Source organism: Chitinophaga sp. YIM B06452 (genome assembly GCF_039655965.1).
Taxonomy (GTDB): Bacteria; Bacteroidota; Bacteroidia; order Chitinophagales; family Chitinophagaceae; genus Chitinophaga.
Genome location: NZ_JAWLKY010000002.1, coordinates 1,615,482 through 1,637,085, shown reverse-complemented (window position 1 = coordinate 1,637,085; position 21,604 = coordinate 1,615,482). Strand labels below are relative to the sequence as shown.

Here is a 21,604-nt window from a genome sequence, read left to right as displayed (position 1 = left end):
GCAAATCCATGCATCGCATATCCATCCTTATATGCCTGACACTTTGCAGCTTTTCAACATTTGCGCAGGAAGCTTTGCAGGGCAGGGTGATAGACGCCCAGACCCGCGAAGCCATTTCCGGCGCGAGTATCCTGGCAGCCAGCGGCGGCTGCCTGTCTGACCGGCAGGGCGAATTTTCCCTGCCGGCTGTAAAAGCGAAAGATTCCATCCGCATATCCATCATTGGTTACACGCCCGTTCGCCTGGCGGTGAACCAGGAACGGAACATGACCATTTACCTCGAGCCGCTCACCACCCGCCTGAACGAAGTGATCGTATCTGCCGGGCGCGACAAACAGTACCGTACAGACGCTCCCGTGGCCATCAGCAGCATTTCCACGCAGATGATCCGCGAAACGAAAGCCACTTCCCTGGAACAGGTGCTGAATAAAGTGAGCGGGGTGTATATGGTAGACCTCGGGAACGAGCAGCATACCATGGCCATCCGCCAGCCCATCGGCTACCGCAGCCTCTTCCTTTACCTGGAAGACGGCATCCCCATCCGCACCACCGGCGACTTCAACCACAACGCGCTCATCGAGATCAACCTGGCTGCACTGAAAACCATAGAAGTGATCCGTGGCCCCGCATCCTCCCTTTACGGCAGCGAAGCGGTGGGCGGCGCCGTGAACTTCATCACCGCTTCACCTGCCTTGCTACCTACCGCGCGCATCCAGGCGGAAATGAGCAACTGGGGCTACAAGCGGACGGACTTCACACTCTCCGCCACCAGCGGCAAGCTGGGCCTGCTCGTCGGCGGTTATTATGCAGACCAGCGCAACGGCTACATCGACCACAGCGACTTCCGCAAGCTGGCGCTCACGCTGAAAGGCGTGTACAGGATCAACGACCGCAACACCTGGACGAATGCTGTTTCGTACGTGGATTATAAAACTGATCAGACCGGCGGGGTAGACAGCGCTAATTTTTATTCCCGCAACTACAAAAGCTTCCACACTTTTTCTTACCGGCTGGTGAAAGCATTCCGTGTAAGAAGCACCCTGGAGCATACCTGGAACAGCCGGAACAGCATGAATTTCACCGCATTTTACCGTAACAATGAGATCGGCCAGAACCCTTTCTACGCCATCAAAACCACGGCGGACCCGCTGAAAGCGCGGGGGGAGATCAACAGCGACCAGTTCAATAGCTATGGCGTACTTGTTCAGCACAAAAAAGAATTCGGCTGGAAGCAAGCCTCCGTCATTGCAGGTGTGAGCGTGGATTACAGTCCAGCTACTTATTTTGCTGAATACATAGACGTAGACCGCAATGCCGAAGGTTACTTCACTGGCTATACTTCCACCGATTCGGTGCTGACCGATTACCGCGCCGGCCTGCTGAACACGGCCGCTTACATACAGGCGCAAATGAACCCGCTGGAGCGTTTGAAACTCGTTGCCGCCCTGCGTTACGACCGCATGGATTACAACTTCGACAATCATCTTCCTCCTTCCGCCTTTACAGGATCGCCGGACGAACGCAATCATTTCAAAGCATGGTCACCCAAGCTGGGGCTTACTTATGACTTCGGCCGCGACCGTGGGCTGTATGCCAATTACAGCGTGGGTTTTGCGCCGCCTAATATTTCCGAGCTGTACCGCGGCGTGAAAGTGCCCGTGCTCAAACCCGCTACGTACAACAACTACGAAGCCGGCGGCTGGTTTGCTTTTGCAGGCAGCAAAGGATATGTGGATGTAAGCATCTACCGCATGGACGGCGCCAACGAGATCGTAAGCGTAAGGCTGGCGGACAATTCGTCAGAAAACCGCAATGCCGGTAAAACCCGCCACAGCGGCGTGGAATGGAACCTGCGTTACGCGCCTGTTCCGTCTTTGTTATTCCGCACCGGCGGTACTTTTGCGAAACATGAGTTCATCGAGTATGAAGACAAAGGGAAACATTACGGTGGCAACCGTATGAACGGTGCGCCGGAAGTGATCACCAATACGGAGGTCACTTACAAACCCCCGTTCTTCAAAGGCTTCCGCGTGGGCATGGAGTGGCAGCACGTGGGCCAATACTTCATGGACCCGGCCAATACCGAAAAGTACGGCGGCTACGAACTGCTCAATGCCCGCGCCGGTTATACGCTGGGCGGGTTTGAGTGCTGGGTGAACTGCCGGAACATAACCGATGTGATGTACGCTACCACCGCGGAAAAGACGGCCTTCGGCAAAAGCTACCGCCCCGGCCCGAACAGGACCTTCAACTTCGGCGTAGCATATACTTTCACCTGCAAGCAAAAGACCTGATGAAAAACCTGCTTATCGTATTCGTTATATTCCTGGCGGCCTGCCGGGGCGGGCAAATGACCGGCAACGCGGAACGCCTCGTGTCTGATACCACGCGCAATGCATCCTGCACCTATCTCACCCGCGACGCTTCCGGGAAACTGGTGCTGAGCTGGGTGGAACAGCAGGCGGGTGAAGAAACCGGCATGTTGTATTACGCAGTTTCGCCTGACGGCGGAAAGACCTTCCCTGCAGGGAAGCCTATCCCCACTGCCCAGGGTATCCAGCCACATGGCGAGAATATGCCGAAGATGATCTTCAGGCCCAACGGGGAAGTGATTGCCATGTATGGCGTGCAAAGCAACGATCCGCGCAACAAATACGCCGGCAAGGTATTTTATACGCTTTCCGAAGACGGCGGCAACACCTGGCAACCCGCCGTTCCGCTCGTGACGGACACTGCCGGCTACGACCAGCGTTACTTTGATATGGCCGTGCTGCCTTCCGGCGAAGCGGTTGCCATCTGGCTGGACAACCGGAAGTTCCATCAAAAGGAAGGCTCCACCCTCTACATTGCCATCACCGGCGCTACGCCTGGCTTCCACCGCGAAAGGCCCATCGTACAGACCGTTTGCCAGTGCTGCCGCACAGCGCTTTATGTAGACGCACAAGGCGGCCTGCATGCGGCTTTCCGCGATATTATCCAGGACACCATCCGTGATATGGTTCATATTTTTTCGAAAGACGGTGGTGAAACCTTTACCCAGCCGGTGCGCATCAGTGCAGACAACTGGGCGATCAACGGCTGCCCTCATACGGGGCCCGCCATGGTCCGTAATGGCAACGGGCTGCACTTTGCATGGTTCACCATGGGAAGCGGCGAAGGTGTGTTCTATTGCCAGAGCCCTGATAACGGTATTAGCTATACAAAAAAAGAAAGCATCAGTGCGCTACCCACTGCCAAACATCCGCAGCTGGCGGTGATGGAAAGGGGAGACCTTGCGCTGGTGTGGGACGAAGCGGCGGATACCAGCGGCAACCGCATCGGCATCCTGCATAAGTCGGCAGACGGGCGCACGCTGGAACGTGATTTTCTTACCGCCAAAAACGAATTTGCCGGCTTCCCTGTCGTGGAACAAACCGGGGAAGGCATGCTGGTGGCCTATAAGAAAAGAAAGAACGGGAAGGAGGGGATCTATGTGAAGAGCGTGAAGTTATAAACAAATAAAAAAGGCCTTCGTACAACGGAGGCCTTTTTTATGAAAAGCTTGACTTTCAATTATAACCGAAAGAGTACTGTTCTTTACCCTTCCAGGTTTGACGCATGGCCCAGCGGCCATAATTGTTCCGACGTGAACTGTCGAAGTAGAAACTTAAGAATTCTTTAATTCTAGGATAGTACAGCCTGAGGACGTACATAGTAACAAATGTTAGCATAGGGATATGGTTATAGGATTATCAATAAGGTCGTCATTTCGTCTTACGCCCTTTTGGCGCAACTGTATCTCATATCACTTTTTTCTGCTTCTGGTGGTATTTATAAGGCACCCGGCTCCCCGTGTCCGTAACCCGCTCATGCTCCACTACTGATCCGCGCTTATTTTTACATAGGATTTCAAATATAGAGAATTATTATAACTTGTATTGTAACACTTATGTGTAATTTTTACCGGTGGATATAATAAGCGTTCGCCTGCGCCGTTGGCGTGAGTACCAGGTCGTTGATGCACACATGCGGGGGCAGCGAGCAGCAATAATAGACCACATCCGCCACGTCTGCCGCGCTCAGCGGGGTAAAGCCTTTATACACGTCCTTCGCCTTGTTTTCATCGCCTTTAAAACGCACCAGGGAGAATTCGGTTTCTGCCGCGCCGGGATGCACCGCCGTTACCTTGATGTTGTAAGGCAGGAGGTCGATGCGCATGCCCTGGGAAAGCGCGTCTACCGCCGCCTTGCTGGCACAGTACACATTGCCTTTGGCATACACCGTTTTGGCCGCGGTAGAGCCGATGTTCACGATCTGACCCTGCTTCCGTTCCTTCATCCAGGGTATCACCGCGCGGGAAACGTATAGCAGCCCCTTCACGTTCGTGTCGATCATGGTATCCCAGTCATCGGTATTCCCCTCGTCTATCGTGGACAGGTCCAGCGCGAGGCCGGCATTGTTTACCAGCACGTCTATTGCCTTCCAGCTGTCTTCCAGTGAGTTGAGGGATGCTTTTACGGCATCGTTGCTCCGTACGTCGAAGGCCAGCGCCTTCACCTGTATACTGAATTCCTTTTCCAGCTGCGATTTGAATGCTTCCAGCCTTTCCGCCCTGCGGCCGGTGATCACGAGGTCATAACCTTCCGATGCGAACCTTCTTGCGCAGGCTTCTCCGAAACCGGCTGTGGCGCCGGTGATAAGGGCTGTTTTTCCAGTCTTCATATCTGCTGTTTATCGCAGTAAAGTTACCGTTCCTTTTTTGGAAATCCGCCGGCCGTTGAGGTCAATTCCTTCGAGGATCCACAGGTACGTGTCGATAGCGGCCGGCCGGCCCCCATGGTACCCGTCCCAGCCATGGCGGAAGTCCAGCGAGTTGTATACCAGTTCGCCCCAGCGGTTGAATATCCTGAAGTAAAAGTACTCCTTGATGCCCACGGGGATGAACCGGAAGAAATCATTCATGCCGTCCCCATTTGGGGAGAATGCGTTGGGGATGTAGAACTCAGGACCGGTGTAATATTTCACATTGATGGAATCGAAACCGAAGCAGCCTTGCTGGTTGCTGACGCGCAGCTGCAACGTGATCTCGTCGTTCCAGGTGAGCAGCGGGTCGCGGATGTTGGGATCGCTCAGCCCGGTGCCCGGGCTCCAGGCATAGGTATCCCCGCCCGTGCCCTGCAGGCGCAGTGTTTGCCCGCGCGCCAATATCGTGTCGTTCCCCGCGAAGGGGTTCACTTCATACAACCGTATATTCTGCGTGACGGTGGCTTCGCAGCCGCGGTTAGTGCGCAGGGTAAGGTTGATGGAATATACGCCGCCAGCGGGGAAGCGGTAAGTAGGGCTGACGGCATTACTGGTGTCCTGCGAAATATCTTCCACCCCAAAGTCCCACTTCCTGTACACGATGCTGCCGTTGCGGTAACTGGAGGTATCGGTGAAGAACACGGGGTTCTCCCTGCAAAGCCCGCTCAGGGTAAAGCCGGACCGCAGGCCGGGATAGTTATTGATGCGCCCGGTCATGCTGTCTGTACAGGGCAGCCCGGGGTTCACCACCAGTTTAACGGTATATACGCCGGTGTCGGGAAACTGGTGAAAGAATACGTTGCGGGTAAAGGTGGTGGTATCGGTGCCGTCGCTGAAGGTCCAGCGGTAAGTGGAGGTGAAGCCGGCCACGCTGTTGTTGGTAATGGGCACATTCAGCCCCAGGCTGTCGTTGCAATGGTTCAGCAGCGCGGGCGTAGCGGCGGTGATGCGTGTCTCGCAGTTGTATACGGTAATGAGTATATCCTTATGATGCACGCCCAGCAAACGCCTGGTGCGCCTGTCGTATTCTGATACGCAAACGGATACCACGAATTTCCCCGAACGGTCCGGTACGCCGGTGATCAGGCCGCTGTTATCTATGCTCATGGCCGGTGCGCCGCCCATGGGCGAGCCGCCGTGGTAAGGCGGTATGTAACTGACGGTAGTGGTGTATGGCGGCGGGCTTACCGCTTCGTTCGTCCGGCTGTTGCCGCCCGCCAGGGCGCTGCAAAGGGAGTAGGTGAGACTGTCGCCGTCAGGGTCTGTGGCGCGGTAATTATACCGCAAGGGGAGGCCGGAGCAGATCACGGGCGCTTCGTCTATCCCGAAATAAACGCTGTTATTGCCCGGACGGCTTTCGGAGCCGGGTATCCAGGTGTAAAAAGTGGAGCCTTCCCTTTCGGAGTTGTAGATGTTGGTAAGCGCTTCACCGCGGCAGCAGCGCTGGTAAGAAATATAATAGCCGCCCTGTATCGGCGGCAACTCTATCGTATCGCTTCCGTAAAAGGCTACTTCAAGATATATGGTTTGTGGTGCAAGGCATGGATTCTTCAACGTATCGCGGATAGGCCTGGTGTATTGTATTTCCATCAGCCGGGATGGCCCTATGCGGTTGCCGGCTGAGTTGAAGATGTTGATGGGAACGGGGTTTTCGAAATAATCAAGGCAGCCCTGGCGGCTGCCGCAAACAAAATCGCCGTCGCGGTATAGTTTGAGGATGAAGAGATACCTGTAATTCCCCGTGGCTGAATTATACCCCACAGTCCGGTAATAGATCTCCCCGCCGATAATGTGGTATGCGTTCACTGTCCCGTAGAGCGAGCAGGCCAGAATGAGAAAGAGGATAACAGATTTGCCCATGGGGTAAGGCGTTCTTGTTACTCTGAATTTACGGAAAATAAAGGGCTTGCTGAAATATAAAAAGACAGGAAATGAATATGAAAAAGATAATAAAGTGTAATGCTTTAGTTGTTAGAATACTCATTTTTTGGGGCTGAAAATATTTGTTTTACCGGCGCTGGAACCGGCCCTTTTATACCTGTCCAGCCGCGGAAAAACGGGGATTTCGTACAGGCTTTTCCGTTCAGGAGGAACAGGATCTTACCGGATAAGCGTCACCGTTCCGCGCTTTTCTACCAGCTGCCCGGCAATATTGGTGCCGCCCACGATCCACACATAAGTATCGGCGGCTGCGGGGCTGCCGTTCTTTTTGCCGTCCCAGCCTTTGAGGTATTGAACGGAATTGTATACTTCCTGGCCCCAGCGGTTGTATATCCTGAAGTACTCCATTTTGGTAAAGCCCACCGGCATCGGCCGGAATACGTCGTTCACCCCGTCGCCGTTGGGCGTGAAGGCATTGGGAATGTAGATCTCGGGGCCGGTCATGAAGCGGATGCTGATATCGTCTTCTCCCACGCAGCCTTCAGCGGTATAAACTTTTACGCGGTAGGTAATGTCGCGGTTGTAGTTGGTAACGGGGTCGGGCACGGTGATGCTGCTGAGCCCGTCTGCCGGCGACCAGCGGTACTGCACGCCGCCGCTGGCATTCAGGCGGAAAGGCTGGCCTTTCAGCACGATGGTGTCGTTGCCGGCGAAAGCAGGCACAGGTGGAATTACGGTGATGGTCCTTTCAGCGGTTACAGCTTTGGGGCATCCCAGTGTATCCGTTACCGTTACAACATACGTGGTGGTCTCTTTCGGCCATGCGATGGTGTTCGCTTTCCGCGGACTGGTCAGTGTTTCAGGAGGAGCCCAGCTGTAGAATGCGCCGCCGCTGGCCTGGAGCAGCACTTTATCGCCGTAACAGATCGTGCTGTCTGTACCGGCAAACGCTGCCGGCGGGTCCACCGTCCTGAAGAAAACGGAATCGCGGGAGTTGCAGCTGCCAAGGTCTACCTGTACGTAGTAAGCGCCTGTTCTTACAGGTGTTACAGTAACGGTGTTGGTCCGGCTGATGATCTGCCGGGTGTCTATGTTCGTCCAGGTGAAGCTGTAATTGCCATCGGCTTCCGCTACAAGGTCTACCGGGTCGCCGGTGCAGATCACGCTGTCCGCGGAAGTTTTCACGTAAATGGTATCTCTAACGTCAATGGCTACACGTTTGGTGTTCACGCAGCCGGTGAGGTCGGTGAAGGTGACGTTGTAAGCCGTATCTTTTTTGGGTGAAACAACGGGGTTGGCGGTGTTGGCCCCGGTGATGTTGTACAGCGGCGACCAGCTGTAACTGCCTGCCATGGCGCTTTCCGAATGCAACTGCAACGGGTCTTTTATGCAAAGCAAGGTATCGCCGGTGGCGGTGAACGGCGGTTTGTCGTAGATGTTGATGGTTTTTGTGACCTCTTTTTCGCAGCCCTTGCTGGTGCTCATATAAAATTTGACCGTGTAATTCCCGGGCGTCGTGTATTGCCAGGTGGGCGATTGCAGGTTGGAAGTATCATTCGTGAGCGCGGCGTCGCCGAAGTCCCATTTAAAATAATCGAAAACGCCGACGTCGGTGGTGGAAGTATTGTTGAATTGCGTGGGTTTGGTGGTGCAAAGCCCGCTGAAATCGAAGGAGGGCGCCAGCACGGGGTATACTTTCACGGTGGAAAACGCGCTGTCGCCACAATTGCTGGTGGGGTCCACGGTGAGCTTCACGATGTAAGTGCCGGTGTCTGCATAAGTGTGCGGGAAGGTAGCAAGACTGTTGGTGGAGTAGGTGGTGCCGTCCCCGAAATCCCACACGTACGGTTTGTTAGGGGTGCTGTTGTTCACGAAGTTGATCACATAACCATCGCAATCCGCGAATTTATCCGGCAGCGCCGCTACCACCTGCCTTACGCAGTTTTCCACGGTGAACTGGAATTCTTTTTTATGCTCGCCGATGAACACGCCTTTACGGTATTCATGAACAGATACGGTAACGATGTACAACCCGCTCCTGGGTGCGGTACCGGAAATGACGCCGGTCTTCGGGTCGATGGTCGCTTTATCGCCCAGCGGTTGTGCTGCGGTAAAAGGATCTTTATAGGAAACCGGGTCGTAAGGAGGTGCGCCGGATACTTCGGGCTTGGGAAAATTGCGGTCGCCGCCGGTATAGGCAGTGGAAAAAGAGTATACGAGCGAGTCGCCGTTGGGGTCTGTTGCGGCGTAGTCGTATTTGAATTTGCTGTTGGCGCAAACGATGGTGCCCTTTTCGGCGCTGAACCGCGGGCCGCTGTTGCTGTCGAAATTATTTTGCGCGCCGGGTATTTTAGTGAAATAGCTGCCCCCTACATTATTGTCGTCCGAAAAGATATTGGTGAGCCGGGTGCGGCGGCAGCAGCGCTGGAAAGTGGCGTAGTAGCCCGAAGTATTGAAGGGAAGGGTAACCTGCGTGGTGTAAAAAGCGATCTGGTAGCAGACGTATGGTGGGTTCACGATGCATGGATCCACGTCCGTGGCGGTGTATTTTTGAAGATCGTTGCGGGGAATGCGCTCCAGTACATCGAAATAATTGCCGTTCCCGTCATATAGCGTAATGTTCACATCAGCGTCGATCTGCGCGGTGGTGGCGTCGCAGCGTACAAAAAGCTTAAGCGTGATCTGGTAAGTATTGCCGCTGCCGGTGGCGCTAAGCCAGTTGTAATACATCTCTCCGCCGATGATATGATCAGCCCTAGCAGCCAGGGATACCAGGCCCAGGAAGGTTATCAGCAAAGCTTTCCGCAAATGGCTTGAATCTACTTGTTTTTTAAACAGTCCGTTGGCAGAACTCGACAAACTGGTAAAGTATCAGGTTACTTTCCTCGTATACCTCCAGGTGCCCTGTGTGTCCAACCTGGTCTATGATATGAATGCTGGCAACGGCCGGCATGGTTACCTGTGGCATGATATTGTCCAGGGGCACGGCCTGGTCCTCTTTCCCGATAAAGAACAGCACCGGCACTTTGATCTCTTTCAGTACAGCCGTACGGTCCGGCCTTTCCATCATGGCCTCGTAATAGGCAATGAGCGTTTCCTGGGGTATCTTAATGGCTTGCTGGATGAAATTGTCCACCCTCGCGCCCTGGTTGATCCTGAAGCTGGCGGCGAACATATTGGGCAGCAGCTGCCGCAGGAATTGTTCTACCCCGTACTGGTTGAGCATACGGATAGATTTCCGGCGCGCCTCTTTTTTCTCTTCACTGTCTGGCCTGGCGGTGGAACTGAACAGGCCCAGCCCTTCCAGCAGGTGCGGATATTTTTCGGCAAAGGCCAGCGCCACGTATCCTCCCATGCTATGCCCGATCACCGTAGCCTGGCTGATGCCTTCGGCGGTCATCATGCCATAAATGAATTCTCCAATGCTGTCCATGGAAAGGGGGTGGGTGATGGCTGATTTGCCTGTGCCCGGAAGGTCTGGCACCAGCACGCGGTAATGCACCCTGAGGAAAGCGGTCTGGTGTTCCCAAACCGATTGATCTTCTCCATAACCATGGATCAGGATGACGGCTTTGCCTTCACCCTCTGCCCAGTAAGTGCCTTCCTGGCCTCCGTTGTTAAATGTTTTCCACATATCGCCTGCGAATTACCCGTAATACAATGGTGTATGCTACCAGCAATATACAAAAGATAACGGGAGCCCTGGCGATGTAACCGCTATATTTTACGTAGAACGTTTGATGGTAGTAAGGTGTTACAGCATGTTCGATAACAGCCGGTTCCCAATAGGGTTGAGCATCAATCACTGCGCCCCTGGGCGTTATGAAGGCGGATATGCCTGTATTGGCGCTGCGGGCCACCCATCGGCGGGTTTCTATGGCGCGGAGGCGGGCGTACTGCAGGTGCTGGCGATGGCCCTCTGTATTGCCCCACCAGCCGTCGTTGGTGCACACTACCAGCAGGTTAGCGCCCTGCCGCACCTTTTCGGCCACAAAATCGCCGTAAACGGATTCGTAGCAGATAGCGGTGAAAATATTGCATTGCTCATCCGGGTTGAAGAACAGCGGTACGCCGGGCGTAAGGCCATAACTGCCTGAAATACCGCCCATATCAAGGGCCAATTTTTTCATGAAAGGCAGGTAACGCATGTAGGGCGTCAATTCCACACCGGGCACCAGCTTGGCTTTATGATAGATCTGTATGTTCTGCGAAGTGTCTACCTGGATGGAAGAATTAAATGCGTCGTAATAGGTATCCCCGTTCGTCACGCGTGCGGTGGACGGCACGTCTTCCGTGCCCGCATAGCGCCTGAAGGTGGAAGCGCCGGTCACGATCTTCGCGCGGGGATATTGGGTGAGGAACTGGCGGATGGCCATGATCTCCGGCTGGTCGTTCAGCAGGTGCTCCCACGCGCCGGAAGGGAATAAGGCTGTCTCCGGCCATATCACGAAGCGGGTGCTGCTGTCTGTTTTTTCTTTGGTAAGCGCCAGTAATTTGTGCAACTGGTCCATAGCGGCGCCTTCGGTGAATTTTTCGTCGTAGGGGTCTATGTTCGGCTGCACGATCACCACGTTCCTGGTATTTTCGGATACACCGGGTTTGTACACACCCGTGGCAAAGGAGGCCGCAAGTGGCAGAATTAGCAACAACAAAGGTTTCCAGCCTTCTTTCCAGAGAAAGAACCATCCCGGCTCATGCTGGCCGCGGCGCCAGGCCTGGTAAACGAGGATGTTCATCAGCAATACCCACAACGAACCGCCTGTGGTGCCGGTGTATTCGTACCACTGCACCCAATCGGGCCGCATGGCGAAAGCATTGCCCAGCGTAAGCCAGGGCCAGCTCAACTCCCATTGCTGGTGGATATATTCGAACGTCAGCCAGTAAACGATGAGCGCGAAATACCCAGTAAGGCGGCCCGTTCTGGCCAGGGCGCTCCTGTAACCCAGCCAGGGAATGCTCATCAGCAGGGCGTTGAATGCATTGGCGAAAATGCCGCTGGCCGGTACGGTGGTGTTGCCCACCCACCAGGTACTGCCGGTGTTCCATATCCAGAATGCGAGGAATACCAGCCCGAAATGCGCACGCCCGTCTTTCACACGGTCTGTGATAGCCAGCAGGGGCACGAGACCGATAAAAACAAGGAAGGTCAGCGGGGAAGTAGGCCAGCCGGCCCACATGAGTAACCCCGCTAAGATACTGAGCAGCAGGGGAAAGCGTTTTCGCAGGAATGCATTCATCCTTCAAATGTAAAAAGGAAAAATGTAAATACCGGCAGCCGGGGCAAACCTAACGGAAATGTAAACACGGGATGGAAGTATGAAAAAGGGCGCACCGTTTTGGTACGCCCTTGTATGCCTGTTATTTTCTTTCGTTGGATTACCTGCTGTAGTTCGGCGCTTCTTTGGTGATCACTACGTCGTGAGGGTGGTTTTCTTTCACCGTTGCGGAAGTGATCTTCACAAACTGCGCGTCCTGCAGGGCCTTGATGTCTTTGGCGCCCACATAGCCCATGCCTGCGCGGAGGCCGCCTACAAACTGCTGCACCACTTCAGCCAGCATGCCTTTGTAAGGAACGCGGCCTACGATGCCTTCAGGAACCAGTTTCTTGATATCGGCCTCAACGTCCTGGAAGTAACGGTCTTTGCTGCCTTCGGCCATGGCTTCGATGGAACCCATGCCGCGGTATGATTTGAATTTGCGGCCTTCGTAAATGATGGTCTCCCCGGGGCTTTCTTCCACGCCGGCGAAGATCGAACCAGCCATGATGGTGGATGCGCCTGCTGCCAGGGCTTTCACCATATCGCCGGTATAGCGGATGCCACCGTCTGCGATCACAGGGATACCTGACTTTTTCAGGGCCTGGGCTGCGTCGAGGATAGCGGATAATTGCGGGAAGCCTGCGCCGGTCACAACGCGGGTGGTACAGATGGAACCGGGACCTACGCCTATTTTTACAGCGTCTGCACCTGCGGCTGCGAGCGCCAGCGCGCCGTCTGCCGTAGCTACGTTACCGCCTATCACCTGGAGTTTCGGGAAGGCTTTTTTCAGTTTTTTGAGTGCTTCGAGTACGTAGATGGAATGGCCATGCGCACTGTCGAGCGTTACAACGTCCACGCCCACGTGCAGCAGCGCAGCAGCGCGGTCTTGCAGGTCCGGCGTAATGCCGAGGGCAGCGCCTACCAGCAGCCTGCCGTAGTTGTCTTTGGCGGCATTGGGGAAGCTGGTAAGCTGGATGATATCGCGGTAGGTGATAAGCCCTACGAGCTTGCCTTGTTTATTCACTACCGGCAGCTTCTCGATGCGGTGCTGCTGGAGGATCTTCTCAGCTTTTTTCAGGTCGGTGTTCTCAGGGGCGGTCACCAGGTTGTCTTTGGTCATCACTTCGCTGATCAGCCTTTTGGTATTGGCCTTTTCGAAGCGGAGGTCGCGGTTGGTGAGGATGCCGATGAGTTTTTTATCGCCGTCTACGATGGGAATGCCGCCGATGCCGTTCTCCTTCATCAGGCGGAGGGCCTGGCCTACGGTGGAGTCTGCGCTGAGGGTAAGCGGGTCGAGGATCATGCCGCTTTCGCTGCGTTTCACTTTCCTCACCAGCTCGGCCTGTTTTTCCACGCTCATGTTCTTATGCAGGATGCCGATACCGCCTTCCCGCGCCAGGGCAATGGCCAGCGTGGCTTCGGTAACAGTGTCCATAGCAGCAGATACCATGGGAATGTTGATCCGTATGTTCTTGGTAAGTTGGGTGGAAATGTTTACTTCTCTGGGCAGTACTTCTGAATAAGCTGGCACAAGTAAAACATCGTCGAAGGTGAGACCGTCAGCTACAAATTTCTGTTTGGATTTTCCCGCAGGCATATTGCAATTATTTTGATAGTTTCTTAAATAATTGCACGCAAATGTACGACTTTTCCCCGTATTCCAATCAGTGGCTATTCATGTGCTGATTAATTGATATGTATGCCCCGGCAATGCCCGCACCAGCCCCAGCATTTCGAGCTGCATCAGTTCCGCCGCAATGGCGCTTCGTGCAATACCGCTGTGGTACTGCAATTCGTCTATATCCAGCTGGCTATGCCCGGATAATATATGTAAGATGTTCTGCTGGGAAGGCTCCAGGGAATGGAACAGGCTGCTTTGTGCTACTGGCTTTACTGTGGGAGCCGCTGGCCGCCAGTCCAGCATGCGCAGCACATCTTCAGGACTGGTTACGAGCGCGGCTTTGTTTTGTTTTACCAGGTCCAGGCAGCCGGCTGAACAACTGTCGCCAATGCGGCCGGGAATGGCCAGTACGTCGCGGTTGTAGCTGCCCGCAATATCTGCCGTGATGAGAGAACCGCCCGTGCTGCCGCTTTCCACGACCAGCAATGCATCGCAAAGTCCCGCCACTATGCGGTTGCGCCGGGGGAAATTCTGCCGGTTCAATTCTGCCCCGCTGCTGAAGTCGGACAACAATCCGCCTGTTTCCAGCATCTGCGCCGCGATCCGGGCATGGGCCGCGGGGTACAGCCGGTTCAGTCCGTGCGCAAGTACGCCGATAGTAGGCAGCCCGTTTTCAATCGCGGCCTGGTGCGCGGCAATGTCTATACCATAGGCCATACCGCTCACAATGGTAATGCCATGCGGCGCAAATGCTTTCACGAACTCCCGGCAAATATTGCTGCCGTAAGCCGTTGGCCGCCGCGTGCCCACAATGCCGAGCACTTTTTCAGGATGAAGATTTCCTTTGCCTTTATAATACAACAACACCGGGCTGTCATAACAATGTTTCAACCTGCCCGGGTAATCTTCATCTGTATAAAATACTGTCCTGATCTGGTGCCGTTGCAAAAAACGCGCTTCCGCTTCCACCCGGTAAAAATCACGGAAGTTCTTGATCGCCGCCGCTTTGACAGCGCCAATACCGGCAACGCTTTCCAGCTCGCGCCTTCGCGCCTGGAAGATCGCTGTAGCCGAACCAAATATTTCCAGGAGATTTTTCGCCGCCACATCCCCCACCAGGGGCAAAAATGTAAGCGCAATACGGTAGTGAAGCTCTTCGCGCATGGGTTAACAATTTTCTCTAATTTACGCCAAATTACCCGGGCTTTTTTCAAATCCACCCATTCTTTTATCCACACTCAAATTATCGTATATGCGTTATAGTTACCTGCTTATTGTATCGGCCTTTTTTGCCTGCAAAACCCCGCAGCCACTGGCTACTGCCCAGCCTTCCATCGGAGGACCCGCCTGGGCAGCCCTCTGGCAGCAGCGCGCTGCGGAATACAAAGCGTTATGCCTGCAAGCCTACCGGATTGCCGGCGAAAGGGTGGAAGTAATGAGCCACCAGCAAACGCTGCGGCCACGAGCCATCGTGACGGACATCGATGAAACGGTGCTGGACAACAGTCCCTATACCGCCAAAACAACCCTGGCGGGAAAAACATGGAGCCAAAGCACCTGGGAAGAATGGACCGCCAAAGCTGCCTGTGATACAGTACCCGGCGCGCCCTCATTCTTTAAGTACGCCGCGGAAAAAGGTTTCACCGTCTACTATGTTACCAACCGCCTGGAAAGCGAACGCGCAGCCACGCTGAAAAATCTCCAGCGCTACAATTTCCCCTTCGCAGACAACGAGCACCTGATCCTGTCGTCCGGCAATTCAAATAAGGAAGAACGCCGCAACGCCATCGCCCAAAAATATGAGATCGCGATGCTGGTAGGCGACAACCTGGGCGACTTCGCGGAAGACTTCTACAAAAAAACGCCCGCCGGGCGGAACGCCGCTGTAGAACGCCTGCAGGAGCAGTTCGGCGCACGTTTCATCATGCTGCCCAACGCAATGTATGGCGACTGGCTCAGCGCGCTGATACCCAAAGGCGCTGATGCAGACAGTGCTTTGCGAAGCGCAATAAGAACGGAATAAAAAAAGCGCCGGAACGCCGGCGCTTTTTTTACAGGTTATTCCTCCAGCAACCCAAACTGCGTGAGGTGATGCCTGAAATGTTTTTGGTGGAACCGCATCCAGCCTTCGTAATCCAGCGGCCCGAACACCGGGTGGATGGAAGTATGCTCCGGGGAGGCAATATATACGTGATGGAAATGCGCCAGCCCTTCATGCAGCGATAGTATCGCGGTGCCGAGGCCGGGATGCAGGAGCGTGGTATTCCTGAATGTTGGATTTTCGATCATTCTCTGCAACGGTTTATCTGTTTCCAGCCAGCGGCGCAGCTTTGGCAGCATTTCTGCGGAAGATACCACCGCCATTTCTTTATTGCCTGCGGAATGGCGTACGATCACATCCAGGTGCTCGATCATCTGCTGTGCCTGCATGCTGCCCCATTTCGGAGAAGTGCCTGGCCGCAGCTCTTCGAGGATAGCGGCCAGTGTAGCGGGTTGTGACAAAGGGAATAACGCGATCATACCGGCAAGTTATTACAAACTGATCACTTTCAGCTCGGTGCGCCTGTTTTGCGCGCGGCCTGTTTCAGTATCGTTACTGTCTATCGCTTTAGTTTCACCGTAGCCTTTCGCTTTCAGGCGCCCAGCCTGGACACCATGTTGAACAAGGTACTCCACCACAGATTTGGCGCGGTTTTCAGACAGTTGCTGGTTGGCCGCGTCGCTGCCCACATTGTCTGTATGGCCGCTGATCTCTGCCACCATCGTGGGGTTTTCTTTCAGCAGGGCTACAAGTTTATCCAGCTCGGTGGCTGAAGCAGGATCCAGCGTATATTGATTGGAAGGGAAGAAGATGTTCCGCAACACGGCCACCGCATTGGGTTCCAGCGGCGTCAACGGGATGTTCTTCTCGAAGGGCTGATCTGTTTTTGCTTCTTTCAGTGAAAAATTATCGGAATAAAAAAGGTAGCCTTTGCGGTTCACCGAAAATGCATAGTCTTTACCGGTAGGCAGCGGCACCAGGTAATCGCCGTTGTCGTTGCTGCGCACGGTGGCAATAGTGAGCTTGGTGGCAAGATCGATCAGGTCGAGGCTGGCTTTGAGGCGGGTATTGGTTTTGGCGTCGTATACATAACCTTTAAGGTAAAGCGTGGGCATGGGCCGCGCGCTTTCATACAGTTCAAAACTGTAAATGTCCAGCGAGCCTTTGGAATCCGAACGGTCGGATGCGTAGTAGGCTGTTTTGCCATCGGCTGCAACGGTAAGGCTGCCTTCCTCTTCGATCGTATTGATGGGATAACCCAGGTTTACGGCGGGCCCCCAGCTGCCGTCCGACTGTTTGCGGGAATAGAATATATCCAGCCCGCCAAAGCCAGGATGCCCGTCTGACGCGAAGAACAGCGTTTGCCCGTCCGCATGCAGGAAGGGCGTTGTTTCGCGCCCGCGTGTATTGATCTGCGGGCCGAGCCTTTCAGCGGGGCTCCATTGTCCCGCTGCATTGCGCACGCTTACAAAAATATCTGCGCCGGCATCCTGCGTTTCGCGGGTGAAATACAGCGTTTGTTTATCAGGCGAAAGGCAGGGCTGCGATTCCCAGAACTCTGTATTGATAGCGGGACCGATGTTCCTGGGCGGCTGCCAGCCTTCGGGCGTTTTGATGGAATAATAGATATCGCAGCTGCCGCGGCCGTTCGGGAAATCACAACCGGTGAATACGAGCATTTCGCCATCCTGCGAAATATTCTGCGCACCTTCGTTGAAAGCGGTATTCACGGGTTCTCCCATATCGCGGCTGGCCTGCCATTGCAGGCTGTCGCGGTCAGCGATGAAAAAATCCTCGTTGCGGCCGCGCACGCGGCGGGTATACACGAGGGTTTTACCGTCTATGGTGGGAGAGGGGAAATATTCAGGATCGGGGGAATTGATATGATCGCCGAGATTCTGCGGCTGGAAGGGCACGGGCTGGGTGGCGATGGCGAATTCCATGTTCTTCTTCAGCTGTAAGGCTTTAGGAGAAGGGTTTTTAGCGGTCTGCACATATTCAGAGAGCACGGCCAGCGCTTCTTTGAACTGGCCGGTGCCGGCCAGTGCGCGGGCATAGGAAGGGCGGATGGAACGAAACCCGTTAGGATCCAGCTTTTCCAGCTGCGAAAAAGCCTCCAGCGCGGCGGGGTATTGTTTCATGGCGATATAGGTGAGGCCCAGCTGACCGTATGCGTCAGGAAAGGTAGGTTTCACCTGGATGGCTTCTTTGAGTAGCTTAACAGCGTCGTTGTATTGTTCGATCCGCATGGCGTCCATGCTTTGTTCGAACAGGGCCATCGCTTTTTTATCGGCCTTGTCCGTCTTTTGCGCCATTAGCGGCAGGCTGGCAATGCAGCAGAAGAATAACAGGAGTTTTTTCATAGTTGTTGCTAAATAACGAAAAAAGAGGGGGATTTATGATAGGGGGTGTTAATACTGATACAGAAAGGGGCATTGCGGGGAGCAGCGGAGCCAAGCCGTCATTGCGTAAAAGCACGTCATTGCGAGGAGCCGCGGAGAATTCTTTGCGGCAGGAAGCGCGACGAAGCAATCTCTTCTGTATTGCATCGGAGTATCAGCATTCAACGCAGGAGATTGCTTCGTCGTCCCGCCCGCCTCGGCTCCGCGGCTCCTCGCAATGACGAACTCATCTCTTCTGCCTTGGCTCCGCTTCCGCAATAACCTTTTGCAGGTACCCAATTTGTTTAACAGTGGAAGAATATTAAGGAACGTTGATATACTTATGTATCTGCAGCGAGATCTGCCACTGCGGGTTGTCTTTCACGTAATCCACGATCAGCGGGGTCATATCTGCGGCGCGGCTCCATTCGGGCTGAAGATACAGCCGGCATTGTTTGTTCACGAGCGCGGCGTATTTCTCTGCCCAGGCAAAGTCGGACTTATTGTAGATGATGATCTTCAGTTCATGCGCCTGCCTGCAAACCTCGTCCAGCGGGGCTTTGAACTTCTTTGGGGAAAGCGTGATCCAGTCCCAGCTGCCGCTGAGCGGCGAAGAGCCGGATGTTTCGATATGATTGCGGAAACCGGCTTTGTGCAGGGCTTTCGTAAGCCCGCCGAGGTTATGCATGAGTGGCTCGCCGCCTGTGATAACGGCTATGCGGCCGGGATTGGCGGATGCTTCGCTCACCAGCGTGGAAATTTCCACCTGCGGGTGTTTGTCCGCATCCCAGCTTTCTTTCACGTCGCACCATACGCAGCCCACGTCGCATCCGCCGAGGCGGATGAAATATGCGGCTTTCCCCTGGTGAAATCCTTCACCCTGAAGGGTGTAGAAAGATTCCATCACAGGCAGCGCTGCTGTTTGTATGATGGTGGACTGCATAGTGCAAAGTTAGCTTAAAATCAGTTCTGGTTGCCTTTCTGGCCGATGGCGGCGTGATAGGTGTTCTTCAGCAATGCCGCGATGGTCATGGGACCTACGCCGCCGGGAACCGGGGTGATGAAGCTGCATTTGGGCGCAACTTCGGCGTAATTCACATCTCCCACCAGGCGGAATCCGCTTTTTTTGCCGGCGTCCGGCACGCGGTTGATACCCACGTCTATCACCACTGCGCCTTCTTTCACCATGTCGCCGGTCACGAAATCGGGGCGGCCGATGGCTGCTACAACGATATCCGCCTGGAGGCAGAGTTCTTTCAGGTTGTGCGTATGGCTGTGGCAGAGGGTTACGGTGCAGTTGCCGGGATTGGTGTTGCGGCTCAGCAAAATGCTTACGGGCGTGCCTACAATGTGGCTGCGGCCGATCACTACGGCATGTTTGCCTTTGGTGTCGATGTTATAATGTTCCAGCATCAGCATGATGCCGAAAGGTGTGGCGGGTATGAATGCGGGTAGGCCGGCCACCATTTTGCCCACGTTCATGGGATGGAAGCCGTCTACATCCTTACTTGGATCTATGGTATTGATCACGAGCTCTTCATTGATATGCTTCGGCAGGGGAAGCTGCACCAGGATACCGTCTATATCCACATTTTCGTTGAGCATGTTGATATGGTCCAGCAGGTGTTTTTCTGAAATGGTATCCTCGAAACGGAGAAGGGTAGAATTGTAGCCGATCTCTGCGCAGGATTTCACCTTAGACGCAACATAGGTTTCGCTTGCGCCGTTGTTGCCTACCAGGATGGCGGCCAGATGGGGTACTTTCTTGCCCTGGGCTTTCAATTCAGCCGTTTTAACGGCCAATTGATCTTTAATTGCCTGTGAAGTGAGTTTACCGTCTAAAATTTGCATGCGCAAAGGTATGAAAAATGACGGACAAATGGAAAGGGACTGCCCTAGCCCGAGCAGTCCCCTTAACCAGATTGATAAATGAACGTAGGAATCTAAAAAGGAATTAATAAAGGCAATTAAACTTTCGGCGCGGCCTCCAGTATCTCCGGATCGGCTTTGCCTGCATATTTTTCGAAATTCTTTACAAATTGTGCCGCGAGGTCTGCAGCCTGCTTATCGTACGCGTTGCCGTCTGCCCAGGTGTTGCGCGGGTCCAGCATTTCCGCGGGTACGCCGGGCACTGCTTCGGGAATGGCTACGCCAAACACTTCGTGGTTCTTGTAAGCTGCTTTTTCCAGCTCGCCTTTCAGCGCGGCGCTGATCATGGCGCGGGTAAAGCTGAGCTTGATGCGGTTGCCGGTGCCGTAGGGCCCGCCCGTCCAGCCGGTGTTGATCAGCCATACGTTCACGTTATAGCGGCGCATTTTTTCGCCGAGCATCTGCGCGTAACGGGCAGGGTGCAGGGGAAGGAATGGTGCGCCAAAACATGCACTGAACGTGGATTTTGGTTCTGTAACACCTGCCTCCGTGCCGGCCACTTTGGCGGTGTACCCTGAAATGAACTGATACATGGCCTGCCCGGGCGTAAGCCTGGAAATAGGCGGCAATACGCCATAGGCGTCGCAGGTGAGGAAGAAGATGTTTTTGGGCGTAACGCCTACAGACGGCTCTTTGGCGTTGCTGATGTAATGCAGGGGATAAGATACGCGGGTGTTTTCCGTGATCGTTTTGTCTGCATAATTTACAGTATTGGTGCCGGGGAAGAAGCCGGTATTTTCCAGCAGTGCGCCTTCGCGGATGGCGTGGAAGATGGCCGGTTCTTTTTCCTCGCTGAGGTCGATGGTTTTTGCATAGCAGCCGCCTTCGAAGTTGAAGATGGCGGAGGGCGTCCAGCCGTGCTCGTCGTCGCCGATGAGCTTGCGCTCTGGATCTGCGCTGAGCGTGGTCTTGCCGGTGCCGCTGAGGCCGAAGAACACAGCGGTGTCGCCGTTTTTGCCTTCATTGGCGGAGCAGTGCATGCTCAATACGCCTTTGGTATGCGGCAGCAGGTAGTTCAGGATGGTAAACACGCCTTTTTTGATCTCTCCGGTATAAGCGGAGCCGCCGATGATGATCATTCTTTGGGTGAAGTTCACCACGGCGAAGTTGTGCTGGCGGGTACCGTCCGTTGCCGGGTCCGCATGCAGGCCGGGGGCCTGTATCACGGTCCAGTCGGGCTCGTAGGTTTCCAGTTCTTCTTCCGCGGGGCGGATGAACATGTTGTAGGCGAATAAGCTTGCCCAGGGCGTTTCCGTGATCACACGGATGTTTACGCGGTACTCAGGATCTGCACAGGCCTGGCAATCCCTTACCCAAACGGATTTGCCGCTGAAGTAACGGGTGATCTTGCTGTAAAGCCTGTCAAAATTTTCGGGGGTGAACGGCAGGTTGAAGTCGTTCCAGTTCACGGTATCAGCGGTGATACTGTCCTTTACGATGAATTTGTCTTTGGGAGAACGGCCGGTGAACTCTCCGGTGTTGACCACCAGGGCGCCGCTATCGCTCAGGCAGCCCTGCTTCAGTGCAAGGGTCTGCGCTGCCAGATCGTCCGGGGAGAGTTGGTAATGTAGGTTGGCTATGTTCTCTATGCCCAATTCCCGCAATTCCCTGAGTGTATCTCTAACACTGCTGATTTGCATAAAGAAAGATTGTTTTGGTGTATTGGCAAAACTATGAATTTTTTGATACTATCAAATTTTATGGGTGTTGT

The 21,604-nt window shown here is 54.4% G+C and carries 15 protein-coding genes; 3 read left to right on the top strand and 12 right to left on the bottom strand.

Going from position 1 to position 21,604, the window contains the following annotated elements; all coding sequences use genetic code 11:
• Positions 1-8: 8 nt before the first annotated feature.
• Both R3I13_RS16600 and R3I13_RS16595 read left to right on the top strand, forming a co-directional pair.
• Positions 9-2,294, top strand: coding sequence for a TonB-dependent receptor (locus R3I13_RS16600; RefSeq protein WP_346319073.1), 2,286 nt, complete (start codon positions 9-11; stop codon positions 2,292-2,294).
• Positions 2,294-3,493 (top strand): sialidase family protein, encoded by a 1,200-nt coding sequence (locus tag R3I13_RS16595; RefSeq protein ID WP_346319072.1) that lies wholly within the window; start codon positions 2,294-2,296, stop codon positions 3,491-3,493. Before R3I13_RS16600 ends, R3I13_RS16595 begins: the two co-directional genes overlap by 1 nt.
• A 446-nt stretch (positions 3,494-3,939) precedes the next feature.
• Here R3I13_RS16595 and R3I13_RS16590 read toward each other — a convergent pair whose 3' ends face one another.
• The 7 genes from R3I13_RS16590 to dprA all read right to left on the bottom strand — a co-directional run bounded on the left by R3I13_RS16590 (position 3,940) and on the right by dprA (position 14,706).
• Positions 3,940-4,701 carry an SDR family NAD(P)-dependent oxidoreductase gene (locus R3I13_RS16590; protein ID WP_346319071.1) on the bottom strand — a complete coding sequence of 254 codons (762 nt, stop codon included), beginning with the start codon at positions 4,699-4,701 and terminating at the stop codon, positions 3,940-3,942.
• Between the two features lie 9 nt (positions 4,702-4,710).
• Positions 4,711-6,642, bottom strand: coding sequence for a PKD domain-containing protein (locus R3I13_RS16585; protein ID WP_346319070.1), 1,932 nt, complete (start codon positions 6,640-6,642; stop codon positions 4,711-4,713).
• A gap of 240 nt (positions 6,643-6,882) precedes the next feature.
• On the bottom strand, positions 6,883-9,471 hold the full coding sequence (locus R3I13_RS16580) for a PKD domain-containing protein (RefSeq protein WP_346319069.1): 2,589 nt from the start codon (positions 9,469-9,471) through the stop codon (positions 6,883-6,885).
• 22 nt (positions 9,472-9,493) lie between these two features.
• A complete protein-coding gene (locus R3I13_RS16575; protein WP_346319068.1) occupies positions 9,494-10,297 on the bottom strand; it encodes an alpha/beta hydrolase in 804 nt (267 codons plus the stop codon).
• Positions 10,281-11,900, bottom strand: a complete 1,620-nt coding sequence (gene lnt, locus R3I13_RS16570; protein WP_346319067.1) for an apolipoprotein N-acyltransferase — start codon at positions 11,898-11,900, stop codon at positions 10,281-10,283. Before lnt ends, R3I13_RS16575 begins: the two co-directional genes overlap by 17 nt.
• 139 nt (positions 11,901-12,039) lie before the next feature.
• The gene (gene guaB, locus R3I13_RS16565; protein WP_346319066.1) at positions 12,040-13,518 is read right to left on the bottom strand and encodes an IMP dehydrogenase; all 1,479 of its coding nucleotides are present in this window, start codon (positions 13,516-13,518) and stop codon (positions 12,040-12,042) included.
• 78 nt (positions 13,519-13,596) lie between these two features.
• The gene (gene dprA, locus R3I13_RS16560) at positions 13,597-14,706 is read right to left on the bottom strand and encodes a DNA-processing protein DprA (RefSeq protein WP_346319065.1); all 1,110 of its coding nucleotides are present in this window, start codon (positions 14,704-14,706) and stop codon (positions 13,597-13,599) included.
• A gap of 88 nt (positions 14,707-14,794) precedes the next feature.
• On the opposite strand from dprA, the gene R3I13_RS16555 reads away from it, so the two are divergent.
• Entirely contained in the window at positions 14,795-15,565 is a 771-nt protein-coding gene (locus R3I13_RS16555; RefSeq protein WP_346319064.1) for a 5'-nucleotidase, lipoprotein e(P4) family, read from the top strand.
• Between the two features lie 35 nt (positions 15,566-15,600).
• Here the strand turns inward: R3I13_RS16555 and R3I13_RS16550 are convergent, their stop codons facing one another.
• From R3I13_RS16550 to pckA, 5 genes are all read right to left on the bottom strand, one after another.
• Positions 15,601-16,062, bottom strand: a complete 462-nt coding sequence (locus tag R3I13_RS16550) for a hypothetical protein (RefSeq protein WP_346319063.1) — start codon at positions 16,060-16,062, stop codon at positions 15,601-15,603.
• Between the two features lie 12 nt (positions 16,063-16,074).
• A complete protein-coding gene (locus R3I13_RS16545) occupies positions 16,075-17,946 on the bottom strand; it encodes an OmpA family protein (RefSeq protein ID WP_346319062.1) in 1,872 nt (623 codons plus the stop codon).
• Between the two features lie 340 nt (positions 17,947-18,286).
• The gene (locus tag R3I13_RS16540) at positions 18,287-18,907 is read right to left on the bottom strand and encodes a 7-carboxy-7-deazaguanine synthase QueE (RefSeq protein ID WP_346319061.1); all 621 of its coding nucleotides are present in this window, start codon (positions 18,905-18,907) and stop codon (positions 18,287-18,289) included.
• Positions 18,908-18,927: 20 nt separating this feature from the next.
• Positions 18,928-19,815: a tetrahydrofolate dehydrogenase/cyclohydrolase catalytic domain-containing protein gene (locus tag R3I13_RS16535; RefSeq protein WP_346319060.1), complete on the bottom strand. Its 888-nt coding sequence runs from the start codon at positions 19,813-19,815 to the stop codon at positions 18,928-18,930.
• A 116-nt stretch (positions 19,816-19,931) separates the two neighbouring features.
• The gene (gene pckA, locus R3I13_RS16530) at positions 19,932-21,533 is read right to left on the bottom strand and encodes a phosphoenolpyruvate carboxykinase (ATP) (RefSeq protein WP_346319059.1); all 1,602 of its coding nucleotides are present in this window, start codon (positions 21,531-21,533) and stop codon (positions 19,932-19,934) included.
• Positions 21,534-21,604: the final 71 nt, after the last annotated feature.